Consider the following 16,676-nt stretch of genomic DNA (forward strand, 5'->3'; position numbering starts at 1 on the left):
TCAGTTCGCCGTCACCGAGATCTTCGGGTAGCCGGTGGCTCCGTCGGGAACGGTGTCGGCGGTCTTGTTGGTCTGCAGCTCTCCGGCGGAGTTGGTGGCCCGGGCTCGAATCGAATGCTGGCCCGCAGGCAGGTCCAGCTCGACTGTCCACTGCCGCCAGGTGTCCTTGGAGTACTCCTCGGAGAGTGTGGTCTGCACCCAGTTGCCCTCGTCCACTTGCACTTCGACGCCGTCGATACCGGTGTGCTGATCCCAGGCGACGCCCGCGATCACCGACTTTCCGGCCGGCACCGAGCTGCCCGATCGCGGAGTGTCGATCCGCGAGGCGGTCTTGATCGGTCCGAGGGCACCCCAACCGCGGTCGGTCCAATACGCGGTCACCTTGTCGAAGCGGGTGATCTCGATGTCGGTGACCCATTTGGTCGCCGAGACGTATCCGTACAGGCCCGGAACGACGAGCCGCGCCGGGTAGCCGTGTTCGACGGGCAGCGGCGCACCGTTCATCCCCACCGCCAGTAAGGCGTCGCGGCCGTCGAGCAGAACCTCCAGGGGAGTGCCCGCGGTGAAGGCGTCGCTGCTGGAAGACAGAGCCATGTCGGCATCCGGCGAAATGCCTGCTTCTTCGAGAATGTCCTTGAGCGGGTAGCCGATCCACGTTGCGTTGCCCACGAGGTCGCCGCCGACGATGTTCGACACACAGGTCAGGGTGACCGTCTTCTCGACGGCCTGGCGCTGCGCCAGATCGGCGAACGTCAGCTCGATCTCGCGGTCGACCATGCCGTGTATCCGCAGCGACCACGTATCCGACGCCACCCGCGGCACGACCAATGCGGTATCGATGCGGTAGAAGTCCTCGTTCGGGGTGATGTACGACGCGAGGCCGTCGATCTGCAGATCTGCCCCGGCCGGTATCGGCGGCTGCGGCGTAGGGGTCGGAAGCATGAAGCCGAGTCGATCGGCGGTGACGGCTCGCGCCGAGGTGAGCATCCGTCCGGCCGTCCCGGCGACGACGCCGAGTACCGCGGCACCGGCGGCGAGGGTCAGGAAACTGCGACGGTTCATCCCCTCGGTCGCCGGGGCGGCGGCACCGACGAGGGCGTGCAGCACGACAATGCCGACGACGACACCGCCGATGGTCGGGACTGCGTAGAAGGCCGTTGCGTCGGGTCGCGTCACTGCCGCGAGTACGCCGAGCACGCCCAGTGCTGCGAACACCACAGCACCGATCGGTTTGCGGGCGATGCCTGCCGCGGCAGCGATAGCAGCGATCACCACGGCCATACCGATGAACAGGGCGAGCTTGTCTGAGGTGCCGAACGTGTCGATGGCCCATTCACGGACCGGGGCCGGACTGTTGTCGACGGCCGAGGACCCGACGGCGGTCAGTGGCGACGAGTTCGGTCCGATGGGGACGGCAATCAATTCACCGACACCGAGGACGACTCCGGCGGCGATGATGCCGGACAGCGCGCGTTTACCTGTGCTCACTCGCTCCAATGTAAGCGTGCGGGGAGTGGCTGCGTGCACGGGACGCTCCACTCGACGCGTTGGCCTGGGGGAACCCGCTCGAAGGTCGCAGCAGTGGAGCAGAAATTGCGCGGAACACTACACCGGTGAGCCGCTCAGGACAGCAGGTGTTCGAGGTAGTTACTACCGAACAGTTTCGTCGGGTCCATCGAATCGCGGATGCGCACGAAGTCGTCGAAGTGCTCGTAGGTATCACGCAGTGCGTCGCCGCCGAGGGAGTGCAGTTTGCCCCAGTGCGGACGCCCGCCGACGCTGCGGCAGATGGCCTCGACGGCGTCGAAGTATTCGCGGTGATCGCGACGGTGGTACTGGTGCACAGCGATGTAGGCCGTCGGGCGTCCATAAGCCGTGGAGAGCCAGATGTCGTCGGCGGCGGCGAACCGTACTTCGACGGGGAACGCGATCGACATCGAAGACTGCTCGAGCCAGCGATCCACCTCGCGCAGCACCCAGCCGATCTCGGATGCCGGCACCGCATATTCCATCTCGACGAACTTGACGGTTCGCGAGGATGCGAACACCCGATACGAGCGATCGGTGTACTCGCGGGCCGACAGCGCCCGGGCCGAGACCGCGTTGAGACGAGGAATCAGGGCAGGCACCCGCGTCACCACGCGGTTGAGCCCCTCGAAGACCGTGTTGGACAGTAGCTCGTCGTCGAGGTACGAGCGCACCTTTCCGAGCGGGCGCAGCTCGGCGTTTCCGGGCAGGCGGGTGTTGCGTTTGGTCAGCACACGGTCGGTGTGTGGAAACCAGTAGAACTCGAAGTGGTCGACGGCAGCGACGGTGGTCTCGAGCTCAGCGAGCGTTGCCGTCAGCGTCGACGGTTCCTCGACGGCCCGCAAGGCGAATGCCGGAACGCAGTGCAGTGTGACGCGGGTGATGACGCCGAGCGCACCGAGACCGATGCGGGCCGCGTCGAACAGCTCTGCGTTCTCGTCGCGGGAGCACCGAACGAGCCGGCCGTCCGCGGTCATCAGCTCCAGCGCCTGCACCTGAGTTGCGATGCCGCCGAAGCGGGCCCCGGTTCCGTGGGTGCCCGTGGAGATGGCTCCGGCGACGGATTGTTCGTCGATGTCGCCGAGGTTGGTCATGGCCAGGCCGAGGTCCCACAGCTGCGCGGTCAGCTCCCGTAGCCGGGTGCCGGCGAGCACCGTCACCTGGGCGGAACCGTCGTCGTTGCGGACGACCGATTCGATCCCGCGCAACGAATCGAGGCTGATCTGCACGCCGTCGGCGACGGCGATCGGGGTGAAGGAGTGACCGGCACCCACGCACCGCACCGGCCGAGACCCCTCGATTGCGCGCTGCAGAACGCTGCGCAGTTCGTCCACCGATGCGGGCTCGGCGCGGTCCGACGGGAACGCGTGTTGATTACCTGCCCAGTTCTGCCACGGCCGCCCGATCATCGAATCACTATCCCACTCCCGAACCCACACCGAGCTGCCCGTGGGTCAATACGAGGCACAGACTTCGGCAGCGCCCTAGTATCGGGTCATGCAATCGAGGCTGCCCGCGGATGTGCGACGCGCACAACTGGTGCAGTCGGCGATCGACGTCGCCGAGCGGGTGGGTATCGAGTCCCTGACGGTGCGGGCGCTCTCGGAGTACGCAGACGTCACCAAGGGCATCGTGCAGTACCACTTCGAGACCAAGCAGGATCTGGTGATCGCGATGGGGGAGCACCTCATCGTCGACGTCACCGAGATTCTCCACGCGGCTCTGGACAGCGCTGTCGGTACTCGAGAATTGCCGGGAGTTCGGGGTCTGCGAGAGCTGGTGCACGGCGGACTGAGCGCGGTGTGGTTGTTGATCGAGAAGTCGCCGGATCGGCAGTTGCTCGCGTACGAGATCAAGACCTACCTGCTGCGGCATCGCGCGCTCGGGTCCGCGACGGCCGCCGAGATTGCCAACGGTCAGTACCGGATCCGGGACTCCGAGGCCCGGTTGTTCTTCGAGAAGTGCTCCGATCACACCGGCACGAGATGGCTCGAGCCGGTGGAGTCGATCGCACGCTTCGGGATGGCGACTCTCGACGGGCTGGTGCTGCGGTGGCTGGTCGACGGCGACGACCTCGAGGTGCTGGCGCAGATCGACGACCTGTCCGGGCTGATCGCGGGCAAAGCTCTGGACCGTTGAGTGCTCGCCGGGACTTCTCGGCTGCGGAGTGTTTGACTGTGTGGGCCCGGCAACGACGACGAAGGAATGTTGAAGTATGAGTTCGATCGCCGGTGTCGTCACCTCCGACACGACACCACTCTCTCGTATCGCCACTGCCACCGAGAATCTCGAATCTCCCTTGGCTGCAGTCGATTCGGTCGCTCTCGATGCCAATACGGCAGCGTTGCGAGCGCGAGCGAAGGGTGTGCCGATTCGGATCGCCAGCAAGTCGGTGCGCTGCCGAGCCGTCCTCGATCGGGTGCTCGCAGCAGAAGGCGTGCGCGGGGTCATGGCGTACTCGCTGCGTGAGGCGGTGTGGCTCGCGCGCCAGGGTGTCGAGGACATCCTGATGGGCTATCCGAGTGTCGACCGCACGGCTCTCGCCGAGGTCGTCAACGATCGGGTTCTGTCGGGTCGCATCACACTGATGGTCGACGACGTCGCGCAATTGGACATCGTGCGCGACGCCACCCGCAGCGACCTTCTCAAGCCCCGTATCTGCATCGATGTCGATGCCTCGCTGCGGATCGGGCCGCTGCACATCGGGGTCAGGCGTTCTCCGCTGCGCGATCCCGAGCAGGTTGCCGACTTCGCACGGGCGGCGCACTCGCGGGGGTTCCGGGTCGTCGGTCTGATGTTCTACGAGGCTCAGATCGCCGGAGTGCCCGATGCCAATGTCGCGGTGGAATGGATGAAGTCGCTCTCTGCCCGTGAGATCTCCACGCGCAGAAAGGCAGTGGTCGAGGCGGTGTCTGCGGCGGTGGGTCACATCGAGATCGTCAACAGCGGTGGCACTGGCTCGATCGACTTCTCGGCGGCCGATCCGGTCGTCACCGAGGTCACCGCCGGATCGGGTCTGTTCGCGCCGACGCTGTTCGATCGGTATCGCGCCTTCTCGGCCGAGCCGTCGCTGTTCTTCGCTCTGTCCGCGGTGCGCAAGCCGACCCCCCAGATTGCAACGTTGTTCGGCGGTGGCTACATCGCGTCGGGTCCGGCGTCGGGGTCGCGATCCCCGCGGCCGGTGGCGTGGTCGAGAAAGGCCGCCGGAGTAGTGGCGTCCGGGCTGAAGCTACTGCGCAACGAGGGTGCCGGTGAGGTGCAGACTCCGGTGAGCGGGGCCGAGGAGGTGCAGATCGGTGATCGGGTCTGGTTTCGGCACGCCAAGGCGGGCGAGCTGTGCGAGCGATTCGACACCCTGCATCTGGTGCACGCCGACGGGTCCGTCGAGGCGGTCCCCACCTACCGCGGCGAGGGCATGGCGTTCGGCTGAATTCCGTTCTCGCACAGGCTCATGAAGGTGCCGAGGGTGACCAGTCCGGCCGGGGTCGACGGCAAGTACTGGGTCAGTGCTCGCGATCGGATCAGTATCGCGGCCCACTGACCGCGAGAGACGGCGACGTTGAGTCGATTGCGCGAGAGCAGAAACGACATGCCACGCGGAACGTCCTCGATCGCCGATGCCGCCATCGAGATCAATACCACCGGTGCCTGTCGGCCCTGGAACTTGTCGACGGTTCCGACCGAGACGTCACCCAGTCCGGCGGCCGCGAAACGCTCGAGGATGACGGCGACCTGAGCGTTGTAGGCCGCGACGACGAGGAAGTCGGACTGCTGCATCGGCCGCTCGCCGTCGAACGACTCGGGGTTGCTCCACGATCGACCCAACAGACCCTGCACTCGTGCGACGATCTCGTCGGCCTCTTCCACCGAGTCCGTGGAGTTACCGTGATGGTCCAGATAGACGACATGCAGGCCGGGCTCCAGCCCTGACAGTGAACGAGCCTGTGTGACAGCCTTGTTGGACTGCAGTTTGCCCTCGTACGACAGCGCCGAGACGGGCGCGCACAGATCCGGATGCATCCGCCACGTGGTCGCCAGGAAGTACCCGCGATCGGCGGGCAGCGTCGGGTGACCGTCGGTGATCCAGCCCAGGGCGGATTCGTCGACGAGTTCGGGGTGGGTGCCCTGGCTGACCTGCGGCAGCTGTGCCGGGTCGCCGAGCAGCAGCAGGTTGCGTGCAGACACCGAGACGGCGATGGTGTTGGCCAGCGAGAACTGCCCGGCCTCGTCGACGACCAGCAGATCCAGGGCCCTACGCGGTATCCGGCCGGGGTTGGAGAAGTCCCAGGCGGTGCCGCCGATGACGCAGCCCTCCTCGGCGTCGGTGACGAAACGGGCGTAGTCGGTGGGTTCGACGACGGTGTGGGCGGTCGGGGCCTTCTTGCCCACCTTGGCCGGGTCCACCCCGGCGGCCACGATGGTGTCCAGCAGATTGTTCACCACGTGGTGAGACTGGCCCACCACGCCGATGCGCCAGTGATGGACATCGACCAGTTCGGCGATCACCCGCGCGGCGGTGTAGGTCTTCCCGGTCCCGGGTGGGCCTTGAACGGCCACGTAGGAGTTCGCCAGATCGAGCAGCGCTGCGGTTACCGCAGCCGCGTAGTCGTGCCCCTGGACCGCAGGAAGGCCTGTGCCGGAACGGGTTCGGGGCGCAGACAGCGTCAGCAGATCGGCGATGGCCGTACGCGGAAGGTGGGGCAGGGCAGCGCCGACCTCGGTGGCCGCTGCGACGATCGCCTCTTCGAGATATTTGGTCGCAGGCGGCGGCTCGGGTGCCGTTGCGATGGGAAAGTCGGTGTATCCGGTCACGCCCTTGCGCAGGTTCTCCTGCACGACGACCATGTCGAGGGTGCCCTCGTAGCCGGCCTGCACGATCTCGACCGACGTGGTCGCGCGATGGGTCGGTTGCTGTTTCGGCAGCCCTTCCGGAGCCGGGTCTGCGTAGAGGAGTTTGACCTTCGAGCTGGACAGCACACCGTTGCTCAGATGCCCCAGCAGCTTGATCTGTCGTCGTTGAACCCGCTGTGTAAGTGCCGTTTTCATCCAGTCGTGCACCAGTTCGGCGCGTTCGACTTTCAATACGTCTGCCGCATCGGGCCACTCGTCCATCGGATGGGTCAGTCGATCGAAGTGGGCCCACCAGAACGGCTTTCGCTCGCGGCGGTGGTAGCCGATGGCACCGGCGAACAGGGCAACGGCCTGCTGTGTCGGGGTGCGGTCCCAGGGCAGTCCCGAGTACTCGGCAAGTTCGAGTTCCAGCGGGCTCGCGGTGTCGGAGGCGCTCGTGTCGAGGTCGAGCTCCTGGTTCACCCGCGGCGCAACACCGGCGTCCGATGCGCGTTCGAGCAACCAATCGCGGAGTCGCAGAGTCGATTCGCAGTCGGTGCGGTTGTACTCGGCAATATCGGCCAGGAGAGCGGCGGCCTCGACATCCTTGCCCTGATCCCGCAGATCGCACCAGTTCGCGTATTCGACGATCGACGCGGCCGCGTCGGTGACGTCCCCGTCGCGGGCCGCGGGCATGTACAGCGGTTCGAGCTTCTTGATGCTGTAGGACCGAGCTCCGATGCGCACCGCCGATCGCACGATCGGATAGAGGTCCACCAGAACGTTGTCCCGCAGTAGGTTGTCGACGGCGTCCTCGCCCACTCCGTATCGTCCGGCCAGGCGCAGCAGTGCGGTCTTCTCGTACGGGGCGTAGTGGTAGACGTGCATGTGGGGGTATGCGGCGCGGCGTGCGGAGACGTAGTCGAGAAAGTCGATCAGGGCACGGCGTTCCTGTGCGCGATCGTGCGCCCAGAACGGAAGGGATTCACCGTCGGCGGTGTAGACGCCGAACAGGTACTCGAGTCCCCACTCGCTACTTCCGGCTTCGGCCCACAGTGGATCGCCCTCGAAGTCGAAGAAGATGTCGCCCGGATCGGGTTCGGGGATCACCCCGAGAGCATCGGCGTCGAAGATCTCGAACTGTGGTTCGCCGCTGTGCTCCTGGCGAACTTGCAGTGCCGCCTGGGCGCGCAGGTTCGTCGCCGTACGTGTGGACATCCCGTCGACGATCCCCGTCGAGGAGGCCAGCTCGTCGACCGTGGTGATTCCTGCGTCGAGCAGCTTCTCGCGGGTACTCGTGCGCATGCCGGCGACGAGAACCAGGTCTCGGTGCTGTTCCACTTCGACAGCGCAGGCCTCGCACTGCCCGCACCCGGAGTAGCGCGTATCGAACCAGTCGACGACGGTGCCTTCGGCGTGGTGCTCGTCGAGGATGTGTTGCAGATGATCCCGGGACTGCCGGTAGACCGGAAGTATCTCGGCGAGAGGGTGAACGGAGTGGCTGCCGTCACCGAGCACGAGGTGTACGTCGTCGCTCGGAGTCACTCCGCCGGTCCGCAGCGCATCTGCGTACGCCGCCAACTGCAGCAGCGCCGGCACCTTCGCGTGCCGCGACAGCTTGGTGTCGTATACGCCGTAGCCCGAACCCTCTGCCACCAGAAAGTCGCAGAAGCCGAGGAACCGGCCGTCGAAGAAGGTCGCCTGGTACACCACAGGGGTGCGCGCGGTCAGCGCGGTGAAGGTTGCCCACGCGGCGTCGGCCAGTTCCTGGGCGGTGCGTCCCGGTCTGTCCATCGTCAGGACGCCGCCGGGGTAGCGCAGCTCGAAGGCCTGGAGTTGACGCCGTTCGTGCTCGAATCCGAGTGCGGACGTGCGGTCGAGCATGGGGTCCGGTTCGGTGGCAGCACGCGGGATCAGTCCGGTCAGCCCGTCGAGTCGGCGAAGCAATGCGAATTCGCAGGACGCCGCCGCTGCGAGGTCGCTGGCGCTGTAGACGACCCGATCGCCGAGGAGGAACACAAGTGCCCACCCTAGCCATCGACGACAGCGGCGCCGGTCACGTTGCGCGCGGATGCCGACGAGAGGAGGCAAAATGATCGAATGCCATTTTTCGACGGAGCCACCGGTGCTGTCCATTACCGAAACTGGACCGTTCCCGATGCTCGTTTCGGTCTTGTGTTCCTCCACGGTCTCGGTCAGAACAGCGGCCACTATCACCGGTTCGCGCGGGTGCTGAACGGTCGCGGAGTGGACGTGTGGGCGGTCGACCATGTCGGCCACGGTCTCACCGAAGGGGAGTTGACCGACGCGGCTCAGATACCTGGCCTGGCTCAGAATGCGCTGCAGTTGCTCGACATCGCCGAGGCCGAGCATCCTGAATTGGCGTTCGCGCTGATGGGGCACTCGCTGGGTGCCGCGACGGCCATCGCAGCGCTCGGCGCGCATCCGGAGGCGGTCCGGTGCGCTGTGCTGTGTGGCACTCCGAAGTCGGTGACGGGCGCTTCCGACGACCTCTCCGACAATGTGATTCCGATCCTCGCCGTGCACGGTGTCGACGACCGCTTGGCTCCGATCGATGCGGTCCGCGAGTGGATCGGCGGTGTGCCAGACGCGTCCCTGCACGAGTTCGACGACGGTGGCCACGACCTGCTGCACGAGAAGATTCATCTGCAGGTGACGTTGGCGGTCGCGGAGTTCCTCGACGAGCACATGTCCTGACCCGAGAACCGAGAAAGGGCCCGGCGTGCACAGCACGCCGGGCCCTTTCTCCAGGTCGATCTACGAGTAGATGGCCTCGATGTCGCTGCCACGCTCGGAGTGGATGATGTTGCGCTTGAGCTTCATCGTCGGGGTGAGCTCACCGGTTTCGACGGTGAAGTCGTTCTCGAGGATCGTGTACTTCTTGATCTGCTCGGGGTTGGAGACCTTCTTGTTGGCCTCGGCGACGGCCTTGTCGATCTCGGCGACGAGGTCCGCGTTCTTCGACAGCTCCGAGAACGGGATGTCGGCAGAGAGGCTGTGGCGTTCGAGCCAGCCCGGCAGTGCCTCGGGATCGAGGGTGATCAGGGCACCGATGAACGGCTTGGCATCGCCGACGACGAGGCACTGACTGATGATCGCGTTCGCGCGCAGGGCGTCCTCGAGTACCGCGGGAGCGACATTCTTGCCACCCGCGGTGACGATGATTTCCTTCTTGCGGCCGGTGATCGAGACGAAGCCTTCCTGGTCGATCGATCCGAGATCGCCGGTGTGGAACCAGCCGTCGACGATCGCTTCGGCGGTGGCCTTCTCGTTGTGCCAGTAGCCGCTGAACACCACAGGGCCCTTGAGTAGCAGTTCGCTGTCCTCGGCGACCTTGACCGCGTGGCCGTCGATGGGCTTGCCGACGGTGCCGACGCGCTGTTCCTTCGTGGTGTTGACGGTGACGGCTGCGCTGGTCTCGGTCAGTCCGTAGCCCTCGTAGACCGGGACACCCGCGCCGCGGAAGAAGTGGCCGAGGCGAGCGCCGAGGGGGCCACCGCCCGAGACCGCACGATCGCAGTTGCCGCCGAGGGCAGCCCGCAACTTGGAGTAGACGAGCTTGTCGAAGACTGCGTGCTTGAGATTCAGGACCAGGCCTGCGCCGCCCTTCTCCTGGGCCTCGCTCCACTCGATGGCCGTCGCGGCGGCCTTGTCGAAGATGCTGCCCTTGCCGCCGTCGTGTGCCTTCTGCTTGGCCGAGTTGTAGACCTTCTCGAACACGCGTGGCACCGAGAGGATGAAGTTCGGCTTGAAGACGGCGAACTGATCCACCAGTGTCGATACGTCCGAGGTGTGGCCCACGGTCACCTTCGACTCGAACGAACCGAACGACACGGCGCGGGCGAACACGTGCGCCATCGGGAGGAACATCAGTGTGCGGTTGCCCTCGCGCATGGAGTCGTGCAGCGCGATCTGGGTGGCCTGGACCTCGGCGTAGAAGTTGGCGTGTGTCAGCTGCACGCCCTTGGGGCGGCCGGTGGTGCCCGAGGTGTAGATCAGGGTGGCAGGCGAGGCCGCAGTGACCTGGTGTCGGCGGGTGTGCACGTCCTCGTCGCTCACTCCCGCGCCGCGGGTGGTCAGCTCGTCGATGGCACCGCTGTCGATCTGCAGTACCTCACGCAGATCGGCGGCACCGTCGGTGACGTCCGCGAGATTGGAGACGTGCGACGCGGTCTCGACGATCAGCAGCTTGGTCGCGGAATCCTCGAGGATCCACTGCGCCTGGTCGGCCGATGAGGTCTCGTAGATCGCGACGGTGCATCCGCCTGCGGTCCAGATGGCGTAGTCGAGAACCACCCATTCGTAGCGCGTCGCGCTGAGAATCGCGACGCGGTCGCCGAGTTCGATGCCCGATGCGATCAGGCCTTTGGCAACCGCGGTGACCTCTTTGGCGAACTGGCCCGCTGTGACGTCGGTCCAGGTGCCGTTCACGAGTCGCTGGAACGGTACGAGGTTCGGCGACTCCTTCTCGTAGCGGAAGACGGTGTCGGCCATGGAAGCGTCGTCGGGAATGGTGAACGACGCCGGCACTGAATATTCGCGCACTGCTGGACCCCTTACGGAAAAATAGCGTGGTAGTTGTGCATTTCATCACACCCCGGTCCGTAACGCACCACCGAGGGTGTCCGGTTTGTGAATTTTTGGTCGGCTCAGGGGGGAGTTGAGTGTGACTCGGAGTACAACATAACCGTCTTCGGTCGAGTGTCGCCGTCGGGTGGCGTCTGTGAGGCGGCTCGCACGGGGCACCGCCGTCGGCGGTTTCGTCACCTGATCAGCGCAGAAGGGGTCGCAGGGGCCGAGCAGGTACTAAACTCGGCGACATATGAGCACTTCAGAATCTGATCAGGATGCCGCCGTGACGTCTGACGAGACGAGTTCGCCCCCTCCCGTCCAGGGCCACGCAGGTGAGTCGCCTTCGACGACGGGTGACGACGTCACCTTTGCCGATCTCGGAATAGACGAGCGGGTCCTGAAGGCCCTGCGCGACGTCGGTTACGAGAGCCCGTCGCCCATTCAGGCGGCCACCATTCCACCGTTGATGGCGGGTAACGACGTCGTCGGCCTGGCGCAGACAGGAACCGGCAAGACCGCCGCGTTCGCGGTGCCGATCCTGTCCCGTCTCGACGTCTCGCGTCGGGTGCCGCAGGCTCTGGTGCTCGCACCGACGCGCGAGCTGGCGCTCCAGGTCGCCGAGGCGTTCGGCAAGTACGCCACCCACATTCCGGGTCTGCACATCCTGCCGATCTACGGCGGCCAGGCGTACGGCATTCAGCTCTCCGGCCTGCGCAAGGGTGCCCAGATCATCGTCGGCACACCGGGCCGTGTGATCGACCACCTCGAGAAGGGCACGCTCGACCTGTCCGGGCTCGAGTACTTGGTGCTGGACGAAGCCGACGAGATGCTCAAGATGGGGTTCCAGGAGGACGTCGAGCGCATCCTGTCCGACACTCCCGAATACAAGCAGGTCGCGTTGTTCTCGGCCACGATGCCGGCTGCGATTCGCAAGATCTCAAAGCAGTATCTGCACGACCCGGTGGAGATCACCGTCAAGACCAAGACGTCGACGGCACCGAACATCACCCAGCGCTACGTGCAGGTTGCCCATCAGCGCAAGCTCGAGGCTCTCACTCGAATCTTCGAGGTCGAAGAGTTCGAGGCCATGATCATGTTCGTGCGCACCAAGCAGGCCACCGAGGAACTCGCCGAGAAACTGCGCGCACGGGGCTTCTCGGCCGCCGCGATCAACGGCGACATCGTGCAGGCTCAGCGTGAGCGCACCATCGGCCAGCTCAAGAACGGCCAGATCGACATTCTCGTGGCCACCGATGTTGCGGCCCGTGGCCTCGACGTCGACCGTATCTCGCACGTCATCAACTACGACATCCCGCACGACACCGAGTCCTACGTGCACCGCATCGGTCGTACCGGTCGAGCGGGCCGCGCCGGTCAGGCTCTGTTGTTCGTCGCGCCGCGCGAGCGCCATCTGCTCAAGGCCATCGAACGTGCGACGCGGCAGCCCATCACCGAGATGCAGCTCCCGAGCGTCGACGACGTCAACGCGCAGCGCGTGACGAAGTTCAAGGACTCCATCACCGAGAGTCTCGGCAACGAGAATCTGGCGCTGTTCCGCCGCCTCATCGAGGACTACGAGCGCGAGCACGACGTGCCCTTGGTCGACATCGCGGCAGCGCTGGCGATCCAGTCGCGCGACGGCGAAGCCTTCCTTCTGAAGCCGGAGCCGCCTGCCCCACCGCGGGCACCCCGCGAGCCGCGCGAGCCGCGTCCCCCTCGCACCTTCGACGAGGATGCGGCCAGCTCGCATCACCGCAAGACGGGCCAGGAGATGGCGACGTATCGCATCAGCGTCGGAAAGCGGCATAATGTTGCTCCCGGTGCCATCGTCGGTGCCATCGCAAACGAAGGCGGACTGCGCCGAAGCGACTTCGGGCACATCAGCATTCGCCCCGATCACTCGCTGGTGGAGCTGCCGGCCGATCTCGCCGACGAGACGGTCGAGGCGTTGCGCCGGACACGCATCAGTGGCGTGCTGATTCAGCTGCAGCCCGATTCCGGCCCTCCCGGACGCAGCGGTGGGCCGCGCGGCGGCGGGAAGTTCAAGGGAAAGCGCTAGCGCGCAGGACCACCGAACTCGAGCGTTTGGTGGCCGAGGCCACGGGTATCCGCCGGGGCATGACCAATGTCACTCTTCGTGTCAACGGCACCGATCGCGAGATCGACTGCGACACCCGAACCACCCTGCTCGACGCATTACGGGAGAACCTCGACCTCATCGGGGCCAAGAAGGGGTGCGATCACGGACAGTGCGGTGCCTGCACCGTTCTGGTCGACGGTCGCCGGATCAACAGTTGCCTGACGTTCGCGGTCGCGCAGCAGGATCGCGAGATCACCACGGTGGAGGGACTGTCCGACGGCGACACGCTGCATCCGGTGCAGCAGGCCTTCGTCGATCGTGATGCGTTCCAGTGCGGGTATTGCACGTCCGGGCAGATCTGCTCGGCGGTCGCGGTGATCGAAGAAGCCAAGCAGGGATGGCCCAGCGCCGTCACCGAAGACCTCGAGGCCACCGACGTCGAACTCGATTCGGGTGAAGTGCGAGAACGTATGAGCGGTAACCTCTGTCGCTGCGGTGCGTACGCCAACATCGTTCCGGCCGTCCAGGACGCATCGTGAAGACCTTCGAGTACGACGCCGCTACCGCAGTCGACGACGCAGTGGCCCGCCTGGCTCAGGACGAACACGCGATGGTGCTCGGCGGAGGAACCAACCTCGTCGATCTGATGAAGCTCGGGGTCGCGGGCCCGTCGACTCTGATCGACGTGACGCGATTGCCGTTGCACGATATCGAGATAGTCGCCGACGGTTCCCTGCGCATCGGTGCGGCCGTGACCAACAGCGACCTCGCCGTGCATCCGGTGGTGCGTCAGCGCTACCCGGTGCTCTCGCGGGCGGTGCTCTCCGGTGCATCGGGTCAACTGCGCAATATGGCGACCACCGGCGGAAACCTGTTCCAGCGCACTCGATGTGTGTACTTCATGGACTCGTCGAAGCCGTGCAACAAGCGCGAACCAGGCTCGGGCTGCCCTGCGCGTACGGGTGAACACCGAAACCTGGCTATTCTCGGCGCCTCGCAGGCCTGCGTGGCGACGCACCCCTCGGACATGGCGGTTGCGCTGTCGGCGCTCGACGCGCGCATAGTCGTTCGCGGAGTCGACGGTGAACGTGTCCTCGCGATCGACGACTTCTACCGACTCCCGGGGGACGAGCCCGAGCGCGACAATACGGTGGCTCGGGACGAGATCGTGACGGCCATCGAGATTCCGAAGCCGGCCGACACCGCCGTCTCCACCTACCGCAAGGTGCGGGATCGGCAGTCCTACGCCTTCGCGATCGCGTCCGTGGCCGCTGTTCTCGACGTCGAGGACGGAATCGTGCGCGGGGTGTCGATCGCGCTGGGCGGCGTCGCGCACAAGCCGTGGCGAGCACATATTGCCGAGCACGCACTGTTGGGCACGGCCGCCGAGGAGGCGTCTTTCCGGCGGGCGATCGCACTGGAACTCGACGCGGCAGAGCCGTTGCGTGACAACGCGTTCAAGATACCGTTGGTGATCAATCTTGTTTCCCGAACCCTGGTGGAGCTCACAGATTCGGAGGTTCGGTCATGACCGCATCGATCGGACAGTCGATTCGGCGTACCGAGTCCATCGCAAAGGTCACCGGTAGGGCGCGCTACGCCGCGGAACAGCCGCCGGCCGTCGGGCAGTTGTATGCCTGGTACGTGCCCGCCACGGTTCCGGCCGGTACGGTCGAGCACGTCGAACTCGGTGCCGACCCCGCGGTGCACGCCGTCCTGTGGCACGGCAACGCCGAGAAGCTCGGCGCGGTCGAGGATGCCGAACTGCATGTGCTGCAGTCGAACACCGTCGCGTACCGCGGCCAGATCGTCGCCGTCGTAGTGGCCGAGACCCTCCAAGCCGCGCGGGCCGCCGCTGCCCAGGTGCGGGTGCAGTACGCCGACGTCCGTTCTCCCGACAACACGCTGACCGCCGAGCACGGCTCGCTGTACGCGCCCGAGTCTGTCAACGCAGGGTTTCCCACCGACGTGACCGTAGGCGATCCCGACGCGGCGCTGGCCTCGGCAGAGCATCTCATCGACAACTGGTACTCGACTGCTCCGATGCACAACAGTCCGATGGAACCGCATGCCACCACTGCCCACTGGTCCGATGGCGTTCTGACACTGTGGGACTCGACGCAGGCACCGTCGGGCGTTCAGGGAGATCTGGCCACGGCGTTCGGCCTGGAACCTGAGAACGTTCGCGTGATCGCGGAGAACGTCGGCGGTGGATTCGGAGCGAAGGGCAGCACTCGGCCCAACGCGGTCCTCGCCGCCATGGCTGCACGGGCCACCGGCGAGACGGTCAAACTGGTCCTGCCGAGGCAGGCTCTGTTCGATGTCGTCGGCTATCGGACCCCGACGCTCAATCACGTTCGTCTCGGCGCTGATTCGACAGGAACTCTGCAGGCGATCGCGCACGATTCGTTTCAGCAGACCAGCACGATCTTCGAGTTCTGTGAGCAGACTTCGGAATCGACCCGGCACATCTACGCGGCACCGAACCGGCGCACCACCCACCGACTCGCACAGCTGGACGTCGGAACTCCGCGGTGGATGCGGGCACCCGGCGAAGCGCCCGGCATGTTCGCCGTCGAAACGGCGATCGACGAACTGGCTGAGGCGACCGGAATCGATCCGATAGAACTGCGCATCGCGAACGAGCCCGACGTCGACCCAGCGAGCGGCAACCCGTTCAGCTCACGCAGCGTGGTCCAGTGCCTTCGTGAGGGAGCCGAGAAGTTCGGTTGGGACCGTCGGGTCTCGACGCCGGGACAGCGCAGAGAAGGCAACGTCCTCGTGGGCATGGGGGTCGCGACGGCGAGTTACCCGGTGCTGATTTCGCCCAGTACCGCGGCGGCACGCGTGGAGCAGGACGGCTCGATCACGGTGTCCGTCGCCGCGTCGGACATCGGTACCGGTGCGCGGACCGTGCTTCGTCAGATTGCCGCCGATGCTCTCGAGGTCGATGCAGATACCGTCACAGTCGAACTCGGTGACAGCGCTCTGCCGAAAGCACCTGGAGCCGGCGGATCGTCGGGTACCTCGTCGTGGGGTTGGGCCGTCACCAAGGTCTGTCATGCGTTGAAGGATCAGGGGCAATTTCGGCCGGGCAACTCGGCCGAGGCGGATACCACCGATGACGTCGAAGGGCAGAAGGAGCTGGCGCGCATGGCCTTCGGTGCCCAGTTCGCCGAGGTGGCCGTGGACATCGATACCGGTGAGGTGCGGGTGCGGCGGATGCTCGGGGTGTTCGGCATCGGCGCGGTGATGAATCCGCGGTTGGCCAGGTCTCAGCTCATCGGCGGTATGACGTTCGGGCTCGGGATGGCTTTGATGGAGAGTGGCATCGTCGATCACGAGTTCGGTGGCTTCGCCAATCACGACCTCGCCGAGTACCACATTCCGGCATGTGCGGACGTCACCGATCTCGAGGCCGTGTGGATCGACGAGGTCGATACAGAACTCGCGCCGATGGGCGGCAAGGGAATCGGTGAGATCGGTGCGGTCGGTTCCTCGGCGGCCATCGGTAACGCGGTCTACAACGCCACCGGCGTCCGAGTCCGCGACCTTCCGATCACCTTGGACAAGGTGCTAGAGCAGCTGCGCCGCATGTGATGCTCCTATGAGTGTCAAGTGGCGGTTTTCTGGGTGAGAAGTTGGA

Annotated in this window: 11 protein-coding genes; 7 read left to right on the forward strand and 4 right to left on the reverse strand. The window is 65.6% G+C overall.

The features are described 5' to 3' along the window. The gene (locus O4220_RS20255; protein ID WP_269607253.1) at positions 1-1,488 is read right to left on the reverse strand and encodes a molybdopterin-dependent oxidoreductase; all 1,488 of its coding nucleotides are present in this window, start codon (positions 1,486-1,488) and stop codon (positions 1-3) included. Between the two features lie 134 nt (positions 1,489-1,622). Then, positions 1,623-2,936 (reverse strand): D-arabinono-1,4-lactone oxidase, encoded by a 1,314-nt coding sequence (locus tag O4220_RS20260; RefSeq protein WP_269607254.1) that lies wholly within the window; start codon positions 2,934-2,936, stop codon positions 1,623-1,625. Positions 2,937-3,024: 88 nt separating this feature from the next. On the opposite strand from O4220_RS20260, the gene O4220_RS20265 reads away from it, so the two are divergent. Continuing rightward, positions 3,025-3,666, forward strand: a complete 642-nt coding sequence (locus tag O4220_RS20265; RefSeq protein ID WP_032403836.1) for a TetR/AcrR family transcriptional regulator — start codon at positions 3,025-3,027, stop codon at positions 3,664-3,666. Between the two features lie 76 nt (positions 3,667-3,742). Continuing rightward, positions 3,743-4,957 carry an amino acid deaminase/aldolase gene (locus O4220_RS20270; RefSeq protein WP_269607255.1) on the forward strand — a complete coding sequence of 405 codons (1,215 nt, stop codon included), beginning with the start codon at positions 3,743-3,745 and terminating at the stop codon, positions 4,955-4,957. Here O4220_RS20270 and O4220_RS20275 read toward each other — a convergent pair. Continuing rightward, entirely contained in the window at positions 4,927-8,376 is a 3,450-nt protein-coding gene (locus tag O4220_RS20275; protein WP_269607256.1) for a TM0106 family RecB-like putative nuclease, read from the reverse strand. The genes O4220_RS20270 and O4220_RS20275 overlap by 31 nt on opposite strands. 81 nt (positions 8,377-8,457) lie before the next feature. Here O4220_RS20275 and O4220_RS20280 point away from each other — a divergent pair, with 81 nt between their 5' ends. Beyond that, the gene (locus tag O4220_RS20280; RefSeq protein WP_269607257.1) at positions 8,458-9,075 is read left to right on the forward strand and encodes an alpha/beta hydrolase; all 618 of its coding nucleotides are present in this window, start codon (positions 8,458-8,460) and stop codon (positions 9,073-9,075) included. Positions 9,076-9,135: 60 nt separating this feature from the next. On the opposite strand, the gene O4220_RS20285 is transcribed toward O4220_RS20280, so the two are convergent. Next, complete coding sequence (locus tag O4220_RS20285; RefSeq protein ID WP_269607258.1) at positions 9,136-10,923, reverse strand: AMP-dependent synthetase/ligase; 1,788 nt, start codon at positions 10,921-10,923, stop codon at positions 9,136-9,138. Between the two features lie 310 nt (positions 10,924-11,233). Here O4220_RS20285 and O4220_RS20290 point away from each other — a divergent pair, with 310 nt between their 5' ends. From O4220_RS20290 to O4220_RS20305, 4 genes are read left to right on the forward strand one after another with little or no spacing between them, the layout of a single operon-like run. Further along, entirely contained in the window at positions 11,234-13,009 is a 1,776-nt protein-coding gene (locus tag O4220_RS20290) for a DEAD/DEAH box helicase (RefSeq protein ID WP_269607259.1), read from the forward strand. 59 nt (positions 13,010-13,068) lie between these two features. Beyond that, entirely contained in the window at positions 13,069-13,569 is a 501-nt protein-coding gene (locus O4220_RS20295) for a 2Fe-2S iron-sulfur cluster-binding protein (protein ID WP_269607260.1), read from the forward strand. Then, on the forward strand, positions 13,566-14,561 hold the full coding sequence (locus O4220_RS20300; RefSeq protein ID WP_269607261.1) for an FAD binding domain-containing protein: 996 nt from the start codon (positions 13,566-13,568) through the stop codon (positions 14,559-14,561). The genes O4220_RS20295 and O4220_RS20300 overlap by 4 nt, the downstream gene beginning before the upstream one ends. Next, positions 14,558-16,630, forward strand: a complete 2,073-nt coding sequence (locus O4220_RS20305) for a xanthine dehydrogenase family protein molybdopterin-binding subunit (RefSeq protein ID WP_269607262.1) — start codon at positions 14,558-14,560, stop codon at positions 16,628-16,630. The genes O4220_RS20300 and O4220_RS20305 overlap by 4 nt, the downstream gene beginning before the upstream one ends. Positions 16,631-16,676: the final 46 nt, after the last annotated feature.

The sequence above is a fragment of the Rhodococcus ruber genome (genome assembly GCF_027270735.1).
GTDB classification, from domain to species: domain Bacteria; phylum Actinomycetota; class Actinomycetes; order Mycobacteriales; family Mycobacteriaceae; genus Rhodococcoides; species Rhodococcoides rubrum_A.

What these genes read in the sequence shown, in the direction of transcription:
- O4220_RS20260 (WP_269607254.1), bottom strand. Translation starts at nt 2,936, where the DNA reads ATGATCGGGCGGCCGTGGCAGAACTGGGCAGGTAATCAACACGCGTTC.
- O4220_RS20265 (WP_032403836.1), top strand. Translation starts at nt 3,025, where the DNA reads ATGCAATCGAGGCTGCCCGCGGATGTGCGACGCGCACAACTGGTGCAG.
- O4220_RS20270 (WP_269607255.1), top strand. Translation starts at nt 3,743, where the DNA reads ATGAGTTCGATCGCCGGTGTCGTCACCTCCGACACGACACCACTCTCT.
- O4220_RS20280 (WP_269607257.1), top strand. Translation starts at nt 8,458, where the DNA reads ATGCCATTTTTCGACGGAGCCACCGGTGCTGTCCATTACCGAAACTGG.
- O4220_RS20295 (WP_269607260.1), top strand. Translation starts at nt 13,069, where the DNA reads ATGACCAATGTCACTCTTCGTGTCAACGGCACCGATCGCGAGATCGAC.
- O4220_RS20305 (WP_269607262.1), top strand. Translation starts at nt 14,558, where the DNA reads ATGACCGCATCGATCGGACAGTCGATTCGGCGTACCGAGTCCATCGCA.